At 59.3% G+C, this 21,010-nt stretch carries 16 protein-coding genes; 9 read left to right on the forward strand and 7 right to left on the reverse strand.

Annotated elements, in window-relative coordinates:
* Nucleotides 1-260 precede the first annotated feature (260 nt).
* Genes pstB through SB719_RS14825 form a run of 3 tightly spaced genes read right to left on the reverse strand, consistent with a single transcriptional unit; the run spans nt 261 to nt 4,732 of the window.
* A complete protein-coding gene (gene pstB, locus SB719_RS14815) occupies nt 261-1,028 on the reverse strand; it encodes a phosphate ABC transporter ATP-binding protein PstB (RefSeq protein ID WP_065648704.1) in 768 nt (255 codons plus the stop codon).
* 12 nt (nt 1,029-1,040) lie between these two features.
* A complete protein-coding gene (gene pstA / locus SB719_RS14820) occupies nt 1,041-2,642 on the reverse strand; it encodes a phosphate ABC transporter permease PstA (protein WP_412159361.1) in 1,602 nt (533 codons plus the stop codon).
* Nucleotides 2,639-4,732 carry an ABC transporter permease subunit gene (locus tag SB719_RS14825; RefSeq protein ID WP_412159362.1) on the reverse strand — a complete coding sequence of 698 codons (2,094 nt, stop codon included), beginning with the start codon at nt 4,730-4,732 and terminating at the stop codon, nt 2,639-2,641. Before SB719_RS14825 ends, pstA begins: the two co-directional genes overlap by 4 nt.
* Before the next feature lie 181 nt (nt 4,733-4,913).
* On the opposite strand from SB719_RS14825, the gene ppk1 reads away from it, so the two are divergent.
* The 6 genes from ppk1 to SB719_RS14855 all read left to right on the forward strand — a co-directional run bounded on the left by ppk1 (nt 4,914) and on the right by SB719_RS14855 (nt 11,215).
* Entirely contained in the window at nt 4,914-6,974 is a 2,061-nt protein-coding gene (ppk1, locus tag SB719_RS14830; RefSeq protein WP_065648701.1) for a polyphosphate kinase 1, read from the forward strand.
* 5 nt (nt 6,975-6,979) lie between these two features.
* Nucleotides 6,980-8,503, forward strand: a complete 1,524-nt coding sequence (gene ppx, locus SB719_RS14835) for an exopolyphosphatase (RefSeq protein ID WP_292969900.1) — start codon at nt 6,980-6,982, stop codon at nt 8,501-8,503.
* A 27-nt stretch (nt 8,504-8,530) separates the two neighbouring features.
* Nucleotides 8,531-9,130, forward strand: a complete 600-nt coding sequence (gene tehB / locus SB719_RS14840; protein ID WP_065648699.1) for a tellurite resistance methyltransferase TehB — start codon at nt 8,531-8,533, stop codon at nt 9,128-9,130.
* 129 nt (nt 9,131-9,259) lie between these two features.
* Entirely contained in the window at nt 9,260-9,445 is a 186-nt protein-coding gene (locus SB719_RS14845; protein ID WP_065648698.1) for a YfgG family protein, read from the forward strand.
* A gap of 85 nt (nt 9,446-9,530) precedes the next feature.
* On the forward strand, nt 9,531-10,964 hold the full coding sequence (gene mgtE, locus SB719_RS14850) for a magnesium transporter (protein ID WP_065648697.1): 1,434 nt from the start codon (nt 9,531-9,533) through the stop codon (nt 10,962-10,964).
* Between the two features lie 71 nt (nt 10,965-11,035).
* The gene (locus SB719_RS14855) at nt 11,036-11,215 is read left to right on the forward strand and encodes a hypothetical protein (RefSeq protein WP_039379580.1); all 180 of its coding nucleotides are present in this window, start codon (nt 11,036-11,038) and stop codon (nt 11,213-11,215) included.
* A gap of 32 nt (nt 11,216-11,247) precedes the next feature.
* On the opposite strand, the gene SB719_RS14860 is transcribed toward SB719_RS14855, so the two are convergent.
* The 3 genes from SB719_RS14860 to guaB all read right to left on the reverse strand — a co-directional run bounded on the left by SB719_RS14860 (nt 11,248) and on the right by guaB (nt 15,318).
* Nucleotides 11,248-12,024, reverse strand: coding sequence for a DUF3750 domain-containing protein (locus SB719_RS14860; RefSeq protein ID WP_412159363.1), 777 nt, complete (start codon nt 12,022-12,024; stop codon nt 11,248-11,250).
* Nucleotides 12,025-12,198: 174 nt separating this feature from the next.
* Entirely contained in the window at nt 12,199-13,779 is a 1,581-nt protein-coding gene (gene guaA / locus SB719_RS14865; RefSeq protein ID WP_065648694.1) for a glutamine-hydrolyzing GMP synthase, read from the reverse strand.
* Nucleotides 13,780-13,851: 72 nt separating this feature from the next.
* A complete protein-coding gene (gene guaB, locus SB719_RS14870) occupies nt 13,852-15,318 on the reverse strand; it encodes an IMP dehydrogenase (protein ID WP_304233905.1) in 1,467 nt (488 codons plus the stop codon).
* Nucleotides 15,319-15,487: 169 nt separating this feature from the next.
* Here guaB and xseA point away from each other — a divergent pair, with 169 nt between their 5' ends.
* The 3 genes from xseA to SB719_RS14885 all read left to right on the forward strand — a co-directional run bounded on the left by xseA (nt 15,488) and on the right by SB719_RS14885 (nt 18,298).
* A complete protein-coding gene (xseA, locus tag SB719_RS14875; RefSeq protein WP_304233906.1) occupies nt 15,488-16,864 on the forward strand; it encodes an exodeoxyribonuclease VII large subunit in 1,377 nt (458 codons plus the stop codon).
* Nucleotides 16,865-16,961: 97 nt separating this feature from the next.
* Nucleotides 16,962-17,975, forward strand: coding sequence for a M4 family metallopeptidase (locus SB719_RS14880; RefSeq protein ID WP_293006080.1), 1,014 nt, complete (start codon nt 16,962-16,964; stop codon nt 17,973-17,975).
* Nucleotides 17,972-18,298, forward strand: a complete 327-nt coding sequence (locus SB719_RS14885; protein WP_292969911.1) for a protealysin inhibitor emfourin — start codon at nt 17,972-17,974, stop codon at nt 18,296-18,298. The genes SB719_RS14880 and SB719_RS14885 overlap by 4 nt, the downstream gene beginning before the upstream one ends.
* A 40-nt stretch (nt 18,299-18,338) precedes the next feature.
* Here SB719_RS14885 and SB719_RS14890 read toward each other — a convergent pair whose 3' ends face one another.
* Nucleotides 18,339-20,783, reverse strand: coding sequence for a glucose/quinate/shikimate family membrane-bound PQQ-dependent dehydrogenase (locus SB719_RS14890; RefSeq protein ID WP_412159364.1), 2,445 nt, complete (start codon nt 20,781-20,783; stop codon nt 18,339-18,341).
* Nucleotides 20,784-21,010: the final 227 nt, after the last annotated feature.

Genomic DNA, 21,010 nt, shown 5'->3' on the forward strand with positions numbered 1-21,010 from the left:
GCGCCCCTGGGTTAATTCGCGTGCGGAACCTAATGACGCCATTCATGCGCCCCTGGGTTGATTCGCGTGCGGAACGCGACGACGCCCGTTCGATACCCCGCAACCCGGGGCGCATTAATGCGCCCCCTACATTTATCCCCCCCGTAGGGGGCGCATTAATGCGCCCCTGGGTTAATTCGCGTGCGGAACCTAATGACGCCATTCATGCGCCCCTGGGTTGATTCGCGTGCGGAACGCAATGACGCCTCCGGTAACCGGCATTAACCGAACCGGCCGGTGATGTACTCTTCGGTGCGGCGCACGCCGGGTGCGGTGAAAATCCGATCGGTATCTCCAAACTCAATCAGCTGTCCCTGATGCATAAACGCGGTGTAATCAGACACGCGGGCCGCCTGCTGCATATTATGCGTCACCAGCACCAGCGTGAAATGCGCTTTCAGCGTGGTCATCAGCTCTTCAATCACCAGCGTAGAGATAGGATCGAGCGCAGAGGTCGGCTCATCCAGCAGCAGAACTTCCGGCTCAATCGCAATGGCCCGCGCGATCACCAGCCGCTGCTGCTGGCCGCTGGAGAGCGTCAGCGCATTCTGCGCCAGATGATCTTTCACCTCTCCCCAGAGCGCCGCCGCGCGCAGTGCGCGTTCACACGCCTCATTTAAAACGCGGCGATCGCGCACGCCCTGCAGACGCAGGCCATATACCACGTTCTCATAAATCGATTTGGGAAACGGATTAGGACGCTGAAACACCATGCCGATGCGCCGCCGCAGCGCCGGCAAATCCTGCCCCGCCTGCATCACCGGCAGCTGGTCCAGCAGAATTTCCCCTTCGGTACGGCATCCGCTAATCATGTCGTTCATACGGTTAAAACAGCGCAGCAGCGTGGATTTTCCGCAGCCGGAGGGGCCAATCAGCGCTGTGATACGGTTTTTCGGGATCTGCAGATCGATAGCGTTCAGCGCCTGGCGCTCGCCGTACCAGAGCGATAATTTATTTACGCGTAGCGCAATGTTCTCATCGGACGTCATGTTCCAACCTTATTAGTGCGTCATCAGCCGGTAACGCTCCCGCAGCCGGTGGCGCAGTACCATCGCCAGCAGATTCAGCGACAGAATGATCATTACCAGCAGCAGTGCGGTGGCGTAAACCAGCGGCCGATCGGCATCGATGTTCGGGCTCTGAAAGGCCAGATCGTAAATCTGAAAGCCGAGGTGCATAAATTTGCGGTCAAGATGCAGATAAGGAAACACGGCGTCTGCCGGCAGCTCCGGCACCATTTTAACCACGCCGACCAGCATCAGCGGCGCAGTCTCTCCCGCCGCGCGCGCTACCGCCAGAATCAGCCCGGTGAGCATCGCCGGCACCGCCAGCGGCAGTACCACCCGCCACAGCGTTTCCGCCTGCGTGGCCCCCAGCGCCAGCGATCCCTGACGCAGCGTATCGGGTATCCGTGACAATCCCTCTTCTGTTGCCACAATCACCACCGGCAGCGTCAGCAGCGCCAGTGTCAGCGACGCCCACAGCAGGCCGGGTGTACCAAAGGTCGGGTTTGGCAGCGTCCGGGAAAAAAAGAGCTGATCGAGCGTGCCGCCAATCAGCCAGACAAAAAAGCCGAGGCCAAATACGCCATAAACAATAGAGGGCACGCCCGCAAGGTTCACCACGGCGATGCGCACCAGCCGCGTCAGGGTATGACGTCCGGCATACTCATGCAGCCAGACGGCGGCCACCACGCCGAGCGGCATAACGATGACCGACATCAGCACCACCATCAGCACCGTACCAAAAATAGCCGGAAACGCGCCGCTCTCGCTGCCACCTGCCGCGGGTGAATCGCTGACAAACTGCCACACCTGCCGGAAAAAGTGCTGCGCTTTTTGCGTCACGCTCATGTTATTGGGATACCAGGCCGCCACAATCTGCGCCAGCGGCAGGGTATGTTCCGTCCCCTGCGCGTCGCGGAGGATCAGCGTATCGCGCTGGCTCGCCCGCTGCAGATGCGCCAGCTGCTCAGCCAGCGCGCTGAAGCGACGATGCAGGGCTGCGCTGTTGGCATCAAACTCTGACTGCTGCTGCAGACCAAAACGCTGCTCGTGCTGCTGCTCATCCGCCTGCTGCTGCAGATTTTCCAGCTGCGCGTTAAGACGCGCCATATCGACACGGCGAATATTCTCAGCCTGACGCAGCTGCTCCTGTACCTGCTGCAGGCGCTGCTGCAGCAGCGCATCGCGATTATGTGCGGTAAGTGTCTCGTTGTCTTCCCGCAGCGCCACCAGCCAGCCGTAAGCGTTACCGCCGTTGCGCCGTTGCAGCACCAGCACGTCACGCGGCTGTTCAGCAACAGCTGGCGCGCGACTGTAAATCACGCGGAAATCAGGGGCAGCAAAATCACGGTTGCCGGTTTTCACCAGATAGCGCCATCCGGTGCTCTGCCGCTCTGCCTGCAGCGTTTCGCCCAGTAGCGTAACCGGCGCGGTGCCAGGGGCCTGAAACTGATAGCGATCCACCGGCTGCGGCCAGAATGCACGCCCCCCCTGCCAGCCAAGCAGACCAATCAGCAGCGTAAACGCCAGCAAACAGACAGCCACCGCCCCCGCCGTCAGCCAGCGCCAGCGATCGTTCTGACGATGTGCGTTTTTCATGCCTGTCCCTCATGCTGACCGTAACGCCGGCGCAGCCGCTGGCGGATCACTTCTGCCACCGTGTTGATAACCAGCGTAAACAGCAGCAGCAGCAGCGCGCTGAGAAACAGAATGCGGTAGTGTGCGCTGCCCGCTGCCGCCTCCGGCATCTCTATTGCGATATTCGCTGACAGCGCCCGCAGCCCGGCAAAAAGCCCGCCTTCACTCACCGGCGTGTTGCCGGTGGCCATCAGCACGATCATCGTCTCCCCCACCGCCCGGCCAAAACCGATCATCAGTGCCGCGAAAATGCCTGCCGATGCACCAGGCAGCACCACCCGCGTCAGGGTCTGCCACGGCGTGGCGCCCAGCGCCAGTGAGCCCTGTCCGAGCGCCCCCGGTACGCTGAACAGCGCATCTTCCGCCAGGGTAAATATCAGCGGCACCAGCGCAAACCCCATTGCCACCGCGGCAACCAGCAGATTGCGCTGTTCGTAGTGGATAAGCTGTTCACCGGCGTCCGGCCAGAGCCGGGCCGCCAGCCATAGCGTCAGCAGCGTGACCAGCAGCAGCAGCGGCAGCAGTAACAGCACCTCAACACCCGGGCGACGGCAGCGCGCCGGCAGACGCGGGCTCAGCACGCCGCACAGCAGCAGCGTAGCGGCCAGTATCACCGGCAGCAGCAGTACGCCCGCCAGCGCGTGGCTGATATGCGGTGCCATCCAGATACCGGCAATCAGGCCAATCACCACACTCGGCAGCGCGCCCATCATCTCAATACCAGGCTTAACCCAGCGCCGCAGGCCCGGCGACATAAACCAGGCGGTGTAGATAGCCGCAGCCAGCGCCAGCGGCGTGGCAAACAGCAGCGCCAGCGCGGCGGCTTTGAGCGTGCCAATGACCAGCGGAATCAGACTGAATTTCGCCTGATAGCTGTCGCCGGCAGCGGTGGATTGCCACACCCAGTCGGGCTGCGGATAATTCTCGTACCAGATTTTCTGCCACAGGTTACGCCAGGTAACATCAGGCCACGGATTATCAAGCCGGAACTGCTGCCAGTGCCCGGCGCGCTCGACAATCAGCCCGTCACCGCGCGGCGAAAAGGCGACCGCCTGAATACCCGGTGCCAGCTGACGCGTCAGGATCGGCCCTGACTGTTTGCTGGCAAACAGGCTGAGCACGCCCTGCCCATCCCAGCTGGCAAATACCCGGCGCTGTGGCTCCGTCACCACACCCTGCGCGCCCTGTGAGCCGTGCCAGGTTTTGATTTTTTGCAGACGCGGACCGCGCTCGCCGGTAATGGCAAACCACTGGCTGACACCGCGATCGTCTCTGATCAGCAGCGATCGGCCCCCCGCCAGCATATGCAGGCTCGCAACCGGATGCGTCAGCGCCTGCGTTTCACGCAGCTCTGCGCCCCCGGCGCTAATCTGCCACACCTGAAGCTGGCGCTCACGACTGGTAAAAAGCTGCGTGCCGTCAGGCGACAGCAGCAGCTGATCAGCGTGCTGCTGCGGCAGCACGACCTGGCTGACCTGCTGCTGGCCAGCCAGTGTCAGCACGCTGATCCCCGCTGGCGTCTGTGCAGCAATACGCCACTGCCCCTCGCCGGTCTGTGCCAGCGCCATCTGGCTGACGGCACCCTGCGGCAGCCGCAGCGGCCGATCGCCCAGCGGAAAATACCACTCGCCGTGATGGTGATCTATCCGCGGCTGCATCAACAGCAGTGCGCCCTGCACGTTGAGTAACACTGCATCAGCAGCGCTGCTGGTAACGGCAGCCTGCGGCGCGTCCGAAAGCGCCAGCGCCGGGCCGGCGGGGTCGCCGTTAAGCGGAATAAAGCGCGCTTCATGAGGGCTGATACGCCAGCCCAATGTGCCGCTGCTGCCCAGCGCCAGCGCCGGCGTTTTATCCCACAGCTGCTGACTGAGCGCAGGCTGAAGCTGTGGCGCGCTGAATAAGGGCAGAACCACCCAGATAAGCCAGAAGAACAGCAGCAGCATCAGCAGCAATATTCCTGCGCCGCACGCCGTCACCATGCGCCGCACGAAGCGATCGATGGCGCGCCGGCGACGGTCATTAAATTCAACAGGAATATGGTTTATGCTCATGCCGGTCAGGGATTCAGATTAGAGAGTCGCTATGTTGCCCGTAGCGGGTTGATAAGACAACTGTTGCGGTTGGACAAGCCTGCCATACTCTAGCAATAATGGTGAGGGAGACTGAGCGGAGCCGCACCACTGCGCGCCTTGCGCCGGACATATTGTCCCGCCACAGCATCACGGAGTCAGAATGGGTCAGGAAAAGCTGTATATCGAAAAAGAAATAAGCTGGTTATCCTTTAATGAACGTGTGCTGCAGGAAGCGGCGGATAAAAGTAACCCGCTGATTGAGCGCATGCGGTTTTTAGGTATCTATTCCAACAACCTTGAAGAGTTCTATAAAGTGCGCTTTGCCGATCTAAAGCGGCGCATTCTGATCAGCGAAGAGCAGGGTAAACCCACTCCCCTGCGGCATCTGCTGAAGAAGATCCAGCAGCGGGTGCTGAAGTCCGATCAGGAGTTTGATGCACTCTACAATGAGCTGCTGCTGGAGATGGCGCGCAATCAGATCTTCCTGATCAACGAGCGTCAGCTTTCACCTAATCAGCAGGAGTGGCTGCGCCACTATTTCAAGCATCAGCTGCGCCAGCACGTCACGCCTATTCTGATCAACCATGACACCGATCTGATTGAGTTTCTCAAAGATGATTATACCTACCTGGCGGTGGAGATTATCCGCGGCGAGGATATCCGCTATGCGCTGCTTGAAATCCCGTCCGACAAGGTGCCGCGTTTTATCAACCTGCCGGCAGAGTCGCCACGCCGCCGCAAACCGATGATCCTGCTGGATAACATCCTGCGCTACTGTCTGGACGAGATTTTCAAAGGCTTTTTCGACTACGATGCGCTGAATGCCTACTCCATGAAAATGACGCGCGACGCCGAATATGATCTGGTCACGGAGATGGAGTCGAGCCTGCTGGAGCTGATGTCCTCCAGCCTGAAGCAGCGTCTTACTGCTGAGCCGGTGCGCTTTGTCTATCAGCGCGACATGCCCGATGCCATGGTGGAGATGCTGCGCCACAAGCTCTCTATTTCCAACTATGACTCCATTGTGCCGGGTGGCCGCTACCATAACTTTAAAGATTTTATCGGCTTTCCAAACGTCGGCAAAAGTAACCTGGTCAACCGGCCGCTGCCGCAGATCCGCCATATCGGCTTTGATGGCTTCCGCAATGGCTTTGACGCCATCCGCAATCGCGATGTGCTGCTCTACTACCCTTATCACACCTTTGAGCATGTGCTGGAGCTGCTGCGTCAGGCGTCATTCGATCCCAGCGTGCTGGCGATTAAAATCAATATCTATCGCGTGGCCAAACACTCCCGCATCATGGATGCGATGATCCACGCAGCGCATAACGGCAAAAAAGTCACGGTGGTGGTTGAGCTGCAGGCGCGCTTTGATGAAGAGGCAAATATCCACTGGGCCAAGCGGCTGACTGAGGCGGGCGTGCACGTTATCTTCTCTGCGCCTGGTCTGAAAATTCACGCCAAACTGTTTCTGATTTCCCGTCGCGAAAATGAAGAGGTGGTGCGCTATGCGCATATCGGCACCGGCAACTTTAATGAGAAGACCGCGCGCCTTTATACCGACTACTCCCTGCTCACCGCTGATGCGCGCATCACGAACGAAGTGCGCCGCGTATTTAACTTCATTGAGAACCCCTATCGCCCGGTGACCTTTGAACATCTGATGGTGTCGCCGCAAAATTCACGGGCCGTGCTCTATCAGCTGATCGATACAGAGATTGCCAATGCGCAGCAGAGCAAGCCGTGCGGTATTACATTAAAAATCAACAACCTGGTTGATAATGGCCTGGTCGACAGACTCTATGCGGCCTCGGCAGCCGGGGTGAAAATCAACCTGCTGGTGCGCGGTATGTGCTCGCTGATCCCGGACCTGCCCGGCATCAGTGAAAATATTCGCATTACCAGCATTGTTGATCGTTATCTTGAACACGACCGGGTGTATATTTTTGAAAATGGCGGCGAGAAAAAGGTGTTTCTCTCCTCGGCTGACTGGATGACGCGCAACATCGATTACCGTATTGAGGTCGCCGTGGCGGTGCTCGATCCACGTCTTAAACAGCGGATTCTGGATATTATCGCCATTCTGTTAAGTGATACGGTGAAAGCACGTATCGTAGACAAAGAGCTGAGTAACCGTTATGTTCCGCGCGGCAATCGCAGGAAAGTGCGCTCGCAGCTGGCGATTTACGATTACATCAAGAGACTGGAACAACCTGAATAACGCCTATGCCAATTACTCCGAAGAGTACGCCGAAGCCGCAGGAATTTGCGGCCATCGATCTCGGCTCAAACAGTTTTCATATGGTGATCGCCCGCGTAGTAGATGGCGCCATGCAGGTTCTGGGGCGTCTGAAGCAGCGGGTGCACCTGGCTGACGGGCTTGACGCGCAGAACCGGCTGAGCGAAGACGCGATTGTGCGCGGTCTGAGCTGCCTGGCTCTGTTCGCTGAGCGCCTGCAGGGCTTTAGCGCCGCCAACGTGACCATTGTCGGCACGCATACGCTGCGCATCGCAACCAATGCCGAAGAGTTTCTGCAGCGCGCCGCAGAGGTGATCCCCTATCCGATTGAGGTGATCTCCGGCAACGAAGAGGCGCGCCTGATTTTCATGGGCGTTGAGCATACTCAGCCGGAAAAAGGGCGCAAGCTGGTGATTGATATCGGCGGAGGGTCAACCGAGCTGGTGATCGGCGAGGATTTTGAGCCGCAGCTGGTTGAGAGCCGCCGCATGGGCTGCGTCAGCTTCGCTAATCTCTATTTCCCGCAAGGCGAAATCAGTCAGGATAATTTTCGCCGCGCCCGCCTCGCCGCCACCCACAAGCTGGAGACGCTGGCGTGGCAATATCGCCTGCACGGCTGGCAATATGCGCTGGGCGCTTCCGGCAGTATCAAAGCCGCCTGTGAAGTGCTGCTGGCGATGGGCGAGAAAGAGAAGCGCGTGACGCCTGACAATCTCGATATGCTGGTCAGCGAAGTGCTGAAGCATAAATCCTTTGATGCCCTGAGCCTGCCGGGCTTATCTGAAGAGCGCAAAGCGGTGTTTGTGCCTGGCCTTGCGATCCTGTGCGGCGTCTTTGACGCGCTGGCGATCCGCGAACTGCGTCTCTCTGACGGTGCGCTGCGCGAAGGCGTTCTCTATGAGATGGAGGGGCGCTTCCGCCATCAGGATATCCGCAGCCGTACCGCGCAGAGCCTGGCGAATCACTATGTGATCGACAGCGATCAGGCGCGCCGCGTGCTGGAAACCACAGAGCAGCTCTATCTGCAGTGGCAGGAGCAGAATCCGAAGCAGGCGAATCCGCAGCTGACCGCCCTGCTAAAGTGGGCGGCCCTGCTGCATGAGGTCGGCCTGACCATTAATCACAGTGGTATGCAGCGGCATTCCGCCTATATCCTGCAGCACTCTAATATGCCTGGCTTTAACCAGGATCAACAGATGCTGCTGGCCACGCTGGTACGCTTCCATCGTAAAGCGGTGAAGCAGGATGAGATCCCGCGCTTTACCCTGTTTAAGAAAAAGCAGGTGCTGCCGATGATTTTTCTGCTGCGCCTCGGCACGCTGCTGAATAACCAGCGTCAGGCGACCACGCGCCCCGATGCACTGAAGCTTTCAACGGATGATGGTCACTGGACGCTCACCTTCCCGGCCGGTTTCCTCAGCCAGAATACGCTGGTGCAGCTCGACCTTGAGCGCGAGCAGGCGTACTGGAGCGACGTGACCGGCTGGAAACTGCTACTGGAAGAGGAGTAACGCGGGCCGTCAGCCCGCTGTCTGACGATGACGACACGCCCTGATAACTGGTTTACAGAAAAGTATGATTTATCGCCGCCGCACTCTGAAGTGCGCGCGGCGCTGCCAAAGCTGACGCCGGGCAACGCGCTGGATCTCGGCTGCGGTAAAGGCCGCAACAGCCTTTATCTCAGCCAGCACGGCTTTAACGTCACCGCCTGGGACGCTAATCCGGCAAGCCTTGACTACCTGAATACCATTATTGCCACCGAACAGCTGCCGAATATTCAGACAGCGCTGTGCGATCTCAACCAGCTGCGCTTCAACGGCAGCTATCAGTTTGTGCTCTCAACGGTGGTGATGATGTTTCTGCAGCCGGAGACGATCCCGCAGCTGATTGCCGATATGCAGGCCAGTACGCAGAAGTATGGCTACAACCTGATTGTGGCGGCGATGAGCACCGCTGATTACCCCAATACGCAGGCGTTCCCGTTTACCTTTAAATCGGGCGAGCTGAGCCACTACTACCGCAACTGGCACATCGTAAAATATAACGAGGATGTCGGCGAGCTGCACCGTCGTGACGCCGACGGCAACCGCATTAAATGTCAGTTTGCCACCCTGCTGGCACAAAAGGCGAGTTACTGAAGCAGGGCCGCGGTCTGCGGCCCCTGTCGCACGCATTCAATGCTTATTTTTCATACAGCGATTGACCCCATCCGGTAACTGTGACTAAATATTGTTATCGCCCTGAGGGGTATCAACAGGAACACCCGCGTGAACAGCGCCCTATCACCACGAAGACGTCCCAAAACCGGCACCATGACCCGCATCGTTTTGCTGATCAGCTTTTTTATTCTGGCTGGTCGCCTGATTTTTATCATTCCCGGTGCCATTGAGCATCATCAGCAGAAAAAGCCCCTGCCGGAACCGGCGACGCTGAGCAGCAGCGACACGCGCTGACGCTGCAATTACGGCCTTTGTTCTGCCCGTTCTGCCGGTAACACGCTACACTTTGTGCTGACTTTACAGACACAAAGGACGCGTTATGTCTGCCTCGCACGCACAACAACTAACCATATCCCGCCAGCGCATTCTCTCGCTGCTGCTAAGCAAACAGGACTTAGTGGATGTCCTGCTGGATAAATCTGTCGACCTCAGCGCCGCAGAGCTGCGCGAAGTGGCCGCCTGGCGTCAGCAGCTGGAGCAGGAGCTGGCGCCGCTGCATGCCGCCGACCTCGCTGATATTCTGGAAGCGCTGCCGGAAGAGGAACGCCGGGCGCTCTGGCAGCTGGTGCCCTCAGAACAGCGTGGCCGCGTGCTGGTTGAAGCCTCAGAAACCGTCTGGGAGAGCCTGACTGACGGCATGAGCGATCGCGAGATCCTGCGCGCGATTGAACCGCTGGATATTGACGATCAGGTTTATCTGGCACGCTATCTGTCGCGCGATCTCACCGGCCGCCTGCTGACCACGCTGGAGCCGCAGCTGCGCGCGCGCCTGCTTGATGTGATTGAGCTGGATCGCGATCGCGTAGGCCGCATCATGGATTTCAATATTCTCACCGTGCGCGCCGACGTTACCCTTGCCACGGTACAGCGCTTTCTGCGCAAACGCAGCAGCATGCCCAACGGCACCGATAAAATTTTTATTACCAACGCACAGAATCAGCTGCTCGGTGAGCTGCCGCTGACCGATATTCTGCTGAACAAACCTAAAACGCTGGTCGCAGATGTCATGAATCCCCGCCCCACTACGTTTCAGCTCAATGATAACGCCGAGGATGCCGCCAGCGCTTTTGAGCGCTATAACCTGATCTCTGCCGCTGTCACCGACGCCAAAGGCAAACTGATTGGGCGCATTACTGTAGAAGATGTGATCGATCTGGTGAACCAGGAGAATGAGAGCAACATCCGCAAAATGGGCGGTATCAGCCAGGAAGAGGATGTGTTTGCACCGGTGCGTAAAGCGGTCAGCAAGCGCTGGACGTGGCTGGCCATTAACCTCTGCACCGCGTTTATCGCCTCGCGCGTCATCGGCCTGTTTGAAGCGACTATTTCGCAGCTGGTGGCGCTCGCGACCCTGATGCCGATTGTGGCCGGCATTGGCGGCAATACCGGTAACCAGACCATTACCATGATTGTGCGCGCGCTGGCGCTGCATCAGGTGGAGCCCGGTAACTTCTCGTTCCTGATAGGCCGCGAGCTGGGCGTGGCGCTGATCAACGGCCTGTTCTGGGGCAGCATCATGGGAGGCATTACCTGGCTGATGTATGACAATATTCAGCTTGGCGGCGTGATGATGCTGGCGATGGTGCTGAACCTGCTGCTGGCGGCGCTGATGGGCGTATTAATTCCGCTGATCATGACCAAAATGAAGCGCGATCCGGCGGTGGGGTCCAGCGTGCTGATCACCGCCCTTACCGACACCGGGGGCTTCTTTATCTTTCTCGGTCTGGCCACGCTGTTTTTACTGCCGCACTGAGTCACAATAGCTGCGCCTTTATGCCGGCGCAGCTACACTCACTCATATCCTTTATCTGATGGAGACACAGCATGTTTAACGCAGGCGATTTTGTGCAGTCAAAAACCGGTGGTCCTAAAATGCAGGTGCTGCGTGCAGAGGGCGATATGCTCTGGTGCGCCCGCATCGACGACCCGCTGAAAAAAGAGATAGAGATTAAAGCAGACAGCGTCAACCTCTATCATGAAGAGGGCGACTTCGGCGTCTGCTGAGTGCCCGGCGCGCCGCACTCCGCGGCGCCCCGTCAGGGATTATCCTTCTGCACGTTCTCCCGGCCGATGCCGCCGATAAACGGCAGCCGCAGCCGCAGCGGTGTGAAATCCACGCCAAGATTAAGTCCCAGTATATTCATCTCTACGCCCTCTTCTGCACCGACCGTCACGCCCAGTACGCCCAGCAGCGACAGCTGCAGACCGCGCCCCGAGGGCGGCAGCCCGACCGGGTGCAGCAGCGAGCGGTAATCCTTGCCGACCGCGTTTGCCGGCAGGTCGAGCTTCAGCGCCGGCACTTCGCGACCGATGTGTGCCAGAAAGGTATTGCTGTTTGGCCCCGGCCAGGCGCGATAGGTGGCGGGCCACGGGTAAGAGCGGATTGCCGCCTCAATCTGCGGGATCAGCGCCTGCGCTGCCGCCCCGCGGTGATCCACCAGCAGGCGCGGACGGGCGCCATACCAGTAGCCATCCGGCAGATTGCGGTTGCGCCGCACCTTGTCACCGCTGCCCCAGCTGATCACCTCATAGCGGTTATATTGCGTCTCGCCGGCGCGCTTAAAGATGATCCACGGATGCACCGCCACTGCGCCTTTCCAGCCGTAAGTGGGAGCCGCATAGACCTGCACCACCGCCTCGCTGGCGTAGCGCTGCGGATCGGGTGCCAGTCCGGCGGAGTCGCGCCGCGCGGTAGCCCAGCCGCCCTGCCCGGTCTGCAGGTCGCCGCTGCGCGTTGCCTGCGCCAGGCTCGCCGCCAGCGACAGGATCACGGCGCAAAGAAAAGTCAGCAGGATAAGTTTTACAGGCAGCATTCAGGGTTATCCGGGGCAGAAAAAGAGTGCGCTATTATGCAGCAAAACGGCGCCTGTTTATTCACCAACTATGCGCTGGCACGCAACGCGCCGGCAAACACATCATTGTGCGCTGCCGCTGTGTTTCAGCCATAAAAAAAGCCCGCACGCGGCGGGCTTTGTGTCAGAAAGGGATTATTCCCACTCAATCGTCGCCGGTGGCTTACCGGAGATGTCATACACCACGCGGGAGATGCCGCTGACTTCATTGATGATGCGGTTGGAGACGCGGCCCAGGAAGTCGTATGGCAGATGCGCCCAATGTGCGGTCATAAAGTCGATGGTTTCCACCGCACGCAGTGAGACGACCCAGTCATACTTACGGCCGTCGCCCATCACGCCGACGGAGCGCACCGGCAGGAACACGGTAAACGCCTGACTCACTTTATTGTAGAGATCCGCTTTGCGCAGCTCCTCAATAAAGATGGCGTCGGCGCGGCGCAGCAGATCGCAGTACTCTTTCTTCACTTCGCCCAGCACGCGCACGCCGAGACCCGGACCCGGGAACGGGTGACGGTAAAGCATGTCGTACGGCAGACCCAGCTCAAGACCGATCTTGCGCACTTCATCTTTGAACAGCTCTTTCAGCGGCTCAACCAGGCCCATCTTCATCTCTTTCGGCAGGCCGCCCACGTTATGGTGCGATTTGATGACGTGCGCTTTGCCGGTGGCAGAGGCGGCAGACTCAATCACATCCGGATAGATAGTGCCCTGCGCCAGCCACTTCACTTCGGTCAGCTTCAGCGCTTCTTCATCGAACACTTCGACAAATACGCGGCCGATGATTTTACGTTTGGCTTCCGGATCGTTTTCACCCGCCAGCGCATCGAGGAAACGCGCTTCCGCCGGTACATGGACAATGTTCAGACCGAAATGATCGCCAAACATATCCATGACCTGCTCTGCTTCATTCAGGCGCAGCAGACCGTTATCAACAAATACGCAGGTCAGGCGATCGCCGATAGCGCGGTGCAGCAGCATGGCGGTTACCGAGGAGTCAACGCCGCCGGAAAGGCCGAGGATCACGCGGTCGCTGCCTACCTGCTGGCGGATACGTTCAACGGCGTCTTCAATGATTTTCGCCGGCGTCCAGAGTGCTTCACAGCCGCAGATATCGCGGATAAAGCGTTCCAGCATGCGCAGTCCCTGACGGGTGTGCGTCACCTCCGGATGGAACTGCACGCCGTAGAACTTCTTCTCTTCATTGGCCATGATGGCAAACGGACAGGTTTCAGTGCTGGCAACGGTGACGAAGTCAGCCGGGATCGCGGTGACTTTATCACCGTGGCTCATCCAGACATCCAGCAGCGGCTTGCCGGCGGCGCTGATCGCATCTTCGATATCACGCACCAGCGCGCTCTGGGTGGTGACTTCCACCTGCGCATAGCCAAACTCGCGCTCGTTTGAGCCTTCAACCTTGCCGCCCAGCTGCATCGCCATGGTCTGCATGCCGTAGCAGACGCCCAGCACCGGCACGCCGGCGTTAAAGACATACTCAGGCGCACGCGGGCTGTCCAGCTCGGTGGTGCTCTCAGGGCCACCTGACAGGATAATCCCGTTTGGGTTGAACTGACGGATTTGCTCTTCGGTGACATCCCACGCCCAGAGTTCGCAGTAGACGCCCAGCTCACGCACGCGGCGCGCAACCAGCTGCGTATACTGCGAACCAAAATCGAGGATCAGGATACGATGTTTATGAATATTTTCAGTCGTCATTGAGGCATTTCCAGTGGAAGGGACTTAACAATAAAAGCGCCCGGCCAGAGCCGGGCGGGAAATCTTCAGGGATCAGGAACCCATGCGGTAGTTCGGTGACTCTTTGGTGATGGTCACATCGTGCACGTGGCTCTCATTGATACCGGCGCCGCTGATGCGAACAAACTCCGCTTTGGTACGCAGGTCATCAATGGTCGCGCAGCCGGTCAGGCCCATGCAGGAGCGCAGGCCACCCATCTGCTGATGAACGATCTCTTTCAGGCGACCTTTATAAGCAACGCGGCCTTCAATGCCTTCCGGTACCAGCTTGTCTGCGGCGTTGTCAGTCTGGAAGTAACGGTCAGAAGAACCTTTGGACATCGCACCGAGCGAGCCCATGCCGCGGTAGGATTTAAAGGCGCGGCCCTGGTAGAGTTCGATCTCGCCCGGAGACTCTTCGGTACCGGCCAGCATGGAGCCCACCATCACAGCGGCTGCGCCTGCGGCGATCGCTTTAGCGATATCGCCAGAGAAGCGGATACCGCCATCAGCCACGACCGGAATACCGGTGCCTTCCAGCGCCGCCACGGCGTCAGAAACAGCGGTGATCTGCGGTACGCCTACGCCGGTCACGATACGGGTGGTACAGATAGAGCCCGGACCGATACCCACTTTCACCGCGCTCACACCCGCTTCAGCCAGCGCCAGGGCACCGGCACCGGTGGCAACGTTGCCGCCAATGATTTCAAGATCGGGATATTTGGCGCGGGTTTCACGAATGCGCTGCAGCACGCCTTCGGAGTGGCCGTGCGAAGAGTCAATCAGCAGCACGTCAACGCCAGCGGCAACCAGCGCATCCACGCGCTCTTCGTTACCGGCGCCGGCACCCACCGCCGCGCCCACGCGCAGACGGCCCTGCGCATCTTTACAGGCGTTGGGTTTACGTTCAGCTTTCTGGAAATCTTTTACGGTGATCATGCCCAGCAGGTGGAAGCTCTCATCCACGACCAGCGCTTTTTCAACGCGCTTTTCATGCATCCTCTGCAGCACCACTTCGCGCGCTTCACCCTCTTTTACCGTGACCAGACGCTCTTTCGGCGTCATAACCGCGGTAACCGGCAGCGTCAGATCGGTCACAAAGCGTACATCGCGACCGGTGATGATCCCCACCAGCTCGTTACCGGCGTTGACGACCGGATAGCCGGCGAAGCCGTTACGGTCGGTAAGCTCTTTCACTTCCGCCAGCGTTGTGGTCGGCAGCACGGTCTGCGGCTCTGTTACCACGCCACTCTCATGCTTTTTCACCTTACGCACTTCATCAGCCTGACGCTCAATCGACATATTTTTATGGATAAAGCCGAGGCCGCCTTCCTGTGCCAGCGCGATCGCCAGGCCCGCTTCGGTCACGGTATCCATCGCAGCAGAGAGCATAGGAATGTTCAGACGGATGTTTTTGGTCAGTTGGGTGCTGAGGTCAGCGGTGTTAGGCAATACAGTGGAGTGAGCGGGAACGAGCAGGACGTCGTCAAATGTGAGGGCTTCTTTCGCGATTCTTAGCATTGCAATATCTCCACCTGGGGGCGTTGAAAACAGATAAAATATTGCCGCGGCATTATACAGGACGAAATCGATTGCCTCTACTGCTTTTTCAGAAAAAGTCTTGATCCTGCGCAGCAGCCCTGTAGTATCGATGAATTAACCCTCTGATTTAAAATTTGATCCTCATCACATGTCACTACCTGCAACCGCCAATATTTTTACCGTCAGCCGCCTCAATACCACGGTGCGCACGCTGCTGGAAAATGAGATGGGCCTGGTGTGGCTCAGCGCTGAGATCTCTAATTTCACGCAGCCCGCGTCCGGCCACTGGTACTTTACGCTGAAAGATGATGGTGCCCAGGTGCGCTGCGCGATGTTTCGCAACAGCAACCGGCGCGTGACGTTCCGTCCGCAGCACGGGCAGCAGGTGCTGGTACGGGCCAGCGTCACGCTGTATGAGCCGCGCGGCGACTATCAGTTAATCGTTGAAAGCATGCATCCGGCGGGTGAAGGCCTGCTGCAGCAGCAGTTTGAGCAGCTGAAAGCGCAGCTCAGCGCAGAAGGGTTATTCGATCAGCAGTTCAAGCAGCCGCTGCCCGATCCGGCCCGTCAGGTCGGGGTGATCACCTCCGCAACCGGCGCCGCGCTGCATGATGTGCTGCGCGTGCTGCACCGCCGCGATCCCTCATTACCGGTGGTTATCTACCCCACTGTGGTGCAGGGTGCTGATGCGCCGGCTGCCATCGTGCGTGCCATCGAACTGGCCAACCAGCGCGCCGAATGTGACGTGCTGATTGTCGGCCGCGGCGGCGGCTCGCTGGAAGATCTCTGGTGCTTTAACGATGAACGCGTGGCGCGTGCGATTTTTGCCAGCCGCCTGCCGGTGGTCAGCGCCGTGGGACATGAAACGGATGTCACCATTGCCGATTTTGTCGCGGATTTACGCGCGCCCACGCCCTCTGCCGCCGCTGAGATCGTCAGCCGCAATCAGGTCGAACTGCTGCGCCAGCTGCAGTCACAGCAGCAGCGCATGGAGATGGCGATGGACTACTACCTTGCCGGGCAGCAGCGTTATCTCACCCAGCTTCAGCATCGCCTGCAGCAGCAGCATCCGCAGCTGCGCCTGGCTCGCCAGCAGACCGCCCTGTTTCAGCTGCAGCGTCGCTTAGCCGCCGCCGCCGATCGGCAACTGCGCAGCGCGCAGCGGCAGCAGGATCGGCTGCTGCAGCGGCTCAGTGCGCAGCAGCCGCAGGGACGCATCCTGCGCGCGCAGCAGCAGCTCACGCACTGGCACTACCGGCTGCAGCAGAGCATGACGCAGCAGCTGGGGCAGGATCGCCAGCGCTTTGGCACGCTGATGGCACAGCTGGAGGGCGTCAGCCCGCTGGCGACGCTGGCGCGCGGCTTCAGCGTTACCACCGATACGCAGGGCGAAGTCGTAAAACAGATCGCCCCGCTGCAGCCGGGCGACAGACTGCGCACCCGGCTGCAGGATGGCTGGGTAGAGAGCGAAGTCACTGCCCTCACGCCGCTGAAGCGCCGCCGCACATCCCGCCGGTCTGACTAAGCCAGCAGGGAGAGATGCTCTCCCTGCTTTCACGCCCCCCTGCTCTGCCTGCCCCCGGTCTATACTCTTTGCATACCCATCACTCAGGGAGTCCGGCATGTCATACAGCGTAATCCCCCCCTATATTCTGCGTAATATCATCGATAACTGTGCAGGGCCGCAACAGGCGTCGGCACGCCGTACGCTTACCCACGTTCAGCAGCTGATGGCGGAGCCGCACCGCGTTGTCGCCCCGGCGGATATTGCCCGGCCAGGCGAGGTACTGCGCGCCATTTTTGATGCCGGGCATAGCCAGACGCTGCCCGGCACGCTGATACGTCAGGAAGGTCAGCCCGGCAATGGCGACGTGGCCGCTGATGAAGCCTGGGACTATCTGGGTGTCACTTATGATTTTTTCTGGAACGTCTATCAGCGTAATTCGCTCGACAACAAAGGGCTGAAGCTGGACGGTACCGTGCATTATGGCCAGGAGTACCAGAACGCTTTCTGGAACGGCCAGCAGATGGTCTTTGGTGACGGTGACGGCGAGATTTTTAATCGCTTCACCATCGCGATTGACGTGGTGGCCCATGAACTGACGCACGGCGTCACGGAAAGCGAAGCGGGCCTGATCTACTTTCAGCAGGCGGGCGCGCTGAATGAGTCGATGTCTGATGTCTTTGGCTCACTGGTAAAACAGTATCAGCGCCAGCAGCGCGCGGAGGAAGCGGACTGGATCATCGGTGAAGGATTGCTGGCCAAAGGCATTAACGGCAGCGGTCTGCGCTCAATGTCTGCACCCGGCACCGCCTATGATGACCCGCTGCTGGGCAAAGATCCGCAGCCTGCGGATATGGCGCACTATATCGAAACGCGTGATGACAACGGCGGCGTGCATCTTAACTCCGGCATTCCCAACCGCGCGTTTTATCTCGCGGCCACCGCGCTGGGCGGCTTTGCGTGGGAACGCGCCGGCCAGGCATGGTATGACACGCTGTGTGACAAAACCCTGCCGCAGGATGCTGATTTCAGCACCTTTGCCCGCTTTACCGTTGAGCATGCGGCGAAACGCTTTGATCGGCAGGTCGCGGAGCAGATCAGGGCCGCCTGGCAAGAGGTGGGTGTGAAGTGAACGTAGAACTGACGGATGACGCCATTATAGAGCTGGCGCGGGAGGGCGGTTTCGCCTTTATCCCCAAACTGCGTAAAGAGCGGCGTTTTGCGCTGGCCCAGCTGCCGGAGCCGCAGAAACAGCGGGTCTGTCAGGTGCTGGAGCAGGCGCTGCCCTTCGGAGAGCAGGCGGAGCAAGCCAGCACCGCAGGCAGTGGCGATCAGCACTATTTTCGTATTCAGATCACCTACGCCACTCACCATGAAGCAGGTGCCATTGTGATTTATGTGGCGGAAAAGGATGCGCCGCCAGCGCTGCAGGCGCTGTGGCAGAACGGGGAGTAGGCAAAAAAAAGGCCGGCATTGTCTGCCGGCCCTGCTGCTCTTACTTGCTGTCTGGCAGCGCGTAGGCAATCACATAATCCCCGCGATCCGGCGACTGGCGTGCGCCACCGGCAGAGATCAGGATGTACTGCTTGCCATTTTTGGGCGAGACATAGCTGATCGGGCCACCCTGGCTGCCGACCGGCAGGCGCGCTTTCCACACCTCTTTACCGGTTGAGCTGTCAAAGGCGCGCAGGTAGTAGTCCTGGGTACCGGCGATAAACACCAGTCCGCCCTGCGTTGCCAGCGTACCGCCCAGCGTTGGCATGCCTACCGGCATCTGCGCGTGCATTTTGATACCAAACGGGCCGGTATCCTGCACGGTACCCACCGGCACCTGCCAGACGATCTGGCGCGTTTTCATGTCGATGGCTGACAGCGTACCAAAAGGCGGGGCCTGGCACGGAATGCCGAGCGGCGACATAAAGCGGTTTTTGTTCACCGCATATGGCGTGCCCTTAAGCGGTACGGCACCCATACCGGTGTTCACCGACTCACCGCCGTTGCTGCCGCGGGCCACTTTGCTTGTGTCCTGCGGGATCATCTGCACCCACAGGCCGAGACGCATATCATTGACGAACATATACTGGTTGTTCGGATCAAATGAGATGCTGCCCCAGTTCAGACCACCCAGAGACCCCGGGAAGCTGAGCGACTTGTCCGTGTCCGGTACGGTGAACAGACCGTCATAGCGCATGCCTTTAAATGCGATACGGCACGCCAGCTGGTCAAACGGCGTCGCGCCCCACATATCGGATTCCGTCAGCGTCTGATTGCCGATATTGGGCATCTCAACCGAGTGCGGCTGGGTTTTGGTGTACTGCTCGTTCGGGATGTGGCCCTGCGGCATCGGCCGCTCTTCCACTTTGGTCAGCGGCTTGCCGGTCAGGCGGTCCAGCACCCAGATCATGCCGGTTTTTGCCCCGATGACCACCGCCGGTTTGGTGGTGCCATCCTTCATCGGGAAGTCGACCAGGCTTGGCTGCATCGGCAGGTCAAAGTCCCACAGGTCGTTGTGAACTGTCTGATAGACCCACTTCTGTTTACCGGTGGTGGCATCCAGCGCGAGGATTGATGCGCCGTAAGTGTGATCGAGTTTTGTGCGATTCGCGCCCCACAGATCCACTGACGAGCTGCCCATCGGCAGGAATACGGTGTTCATTGCCGGATCGTAGGAGAGCGGCGCCCAGGAGTTTGGCGTGCTGCGGGTATAATCCTGGCCCGGCATCAGTACCGCATTCGGATCGTCATTGCCCGGATCAAACGCCCAGCGCATTTTACCGCTGATCACATCAAAGCCGCGCAGTACGCCGCCTGGCATATCGGTCTGCACGTTATCCGCCACGCGACCGCCGACTACCACGGTGGTACCGGCAACCTGCGGAGCGGAGGTCAGCTGATAGAGCGGATCGGGCGCCTTGCCCAGCCCCTGCTTCAGATCAACCACACCGTTGTTGCCAAAGCTGGCGCAGAACTCACCGTTGTCGGCATTAATTGCGATAAGACGCGCATCGATGGTGTTCATCAGGATACGGCGCTGGCAGCTGTCGCCTGCGGCCAGTACCGGTGGCGGCACGGGCGTGGAGCCTGGCTGCGTGGGCTGCGTTACCGGTTTGGTGGCGTCAAAATAGGCCAGACCGCGGCAGCGGTTCCACACTTCCGCCTGCGCATTGATTTCACGCTTCCAGATCTGCTTACCGCTGTCCGCTTCCACTGCAATCACATTGTTATGCGGCGTGCAGATATAGAGCGTGTTGCCTACCTGCAGCGGCGTCTGCTGATCTTCAGCGCCATTGCCGGTCGGACTGAGCGGCGTGTCACCGGTATGGAAGGTCCAGGCAACCTGCAGTTCCTTAACGTTGTCACGCGTGATCTGGTCAATCGCCGCAAAGCGATCGCCCTCCGGCGTGCGGCCGTAGCTGCTCCAGTCCTGCTGCGGTTTGCTTTTATCTGCCGGGATCAGCGGCAGCTGTGAACCGGTAAAGGCCACGGTCGGATGCGGCTGAAACATCTGCACCACGGTGGCGACCATGCCAGCCGCAATCAGCGCTGACAGCGCATAAGAGAGCGTTGCCAGCGGCGCTTTGCCTTCGCTTTTACGCAGCGCAGGCCACGTCAGAAATGCAAACAGCATCAGGCCTGCCGGCACCATCAGCCGGGAAACCAGCGGCCAGAAGTGCCAGCCGGCATCCATCACCGCCCAGATCAGGGTACCGATAAACGCCAGCGCCAGCAGCGTTACCGCTGACGCTTTGCGCCGGATAAACTGGATCGCCGACGCGATCATAACGATACCGGCAATCAGAAAATATTTACTGCCATCCAGCGCCGCCAGTTTACCGCCGCCAATAGCGAAAAACAGGCCGATCGCCAGCAGCACCAGCCCGAACAGCACGGACCAGGCACTGAGTCCCCTGCCGGGGCGAGTGGAATGTTCTGCCTTCACACAAACTCTCCTGAAAAATACTGCATGCCGCCTGTCCGGCTCTGTCGCGGGACACTGCAGCACTTTATTTAATGACGGACTGCGAAGCAGCCCGCTACCACGCACTCATGCATGAGAACGCGGTATATCGGGGCGAGCTCACCATAAGGCGGCAGGATTGTACCAGATGGTACAATTAAAAGTGAACGATCATAACGCAGGGTTTACCGGCCAATAGCATTTTTGCT

It is taken from the genome of Pantoea sp. SIMBA_079 (assembly GCF_046940275.1).
GTDB lineage: Bacteria > Pseudomonadota > Gammaproteobacteria > Enterobacterales > Enterobacteriaceae > Pantoea > Pantoea borealis.

Coding starts and splice junctions, on each gene's coding strand:
- pstB (WP_065648704.1), bottom strand. CDS start 1,028: ATGACGTCCGATGAGAACATTGCGCTACGCGTAAATAAATTATCGCTC.
- pstA (WP_412159361.1), bottom strand. CDS start 2,642: ATGAAAAACGCACATCGTCAGAACGATCGCTGGCGCTGGCTGACGGCG.
- SB719_RS14825 (WP_412159362.1), bottom strand. CDS start 4,732: ATGAGCATAAACCATATTCCTGTTGAATTTAATGACCGTCGCCGGCGC.
- ppk1 (WP_065648701.1), top strand. CDS start 4,914: ATGGGTCAGGAAAAGCTGTATATCGAAAAAGAAATAAGCTGGTTATCC.
- ppx (WP_292969900.1), top strand. CDS start 6,980: ATGCCAATTACTCCGAAGAGTACGCCGAAGCCGCAGGAATTTGCGGCC.
- tehB (WP_065648699.1), top strand. CDS start 8,531: ATGACGACACGCCCTGATAACTGGTTTACAGAAAAGTATGATTTATCG.
- mgtE (WP_065648697.1), top strand. CDS start 9,531: ATGTCTGCCTCGCACGCACAACAACTAACCATATCCCGCCAGCGCATT.
- SB719_RS14855 (WP_039379580.1), top strand. CDS start 11,036: ATGTTTAACGCAGGCGATTTTGTGCAGTCAAAAACCGGTGGTCCTAAA.
- SB719_RS14860 (WP_412159363.1), bottom strand. CDS start 12,024: ATGCTGCCTGTAAAACTTATCCTGCTGACTTTTCTTTGCGCCGTGATC.
- guaA (WP_065648694.1), bottom strand. CDS start 13,779: ATGACGACTGAAAATATTCATAAACATCGTATCCTGATCCTCGATTTT.
- guaB (WP_304233905.1), bottom strand. CDS start 15,318: ATGCTAAGAATCGCGAAAGAAGCCCTCACATTTGACGACGTCCTGCTC.
- xseA (WP_304233906.1), top strand. CDS start 15,488: ATGTCACTACCTGCAACCGCCAATATTTTTACCGTCAGCCGCCTCAAT.
- SB719_RS14880 (WP_293006080.1), top strand. CDS start 16,962: ATGTCATACAGCGTAATCCCCCCCTATATTCTGCGTAATATCATCGAT.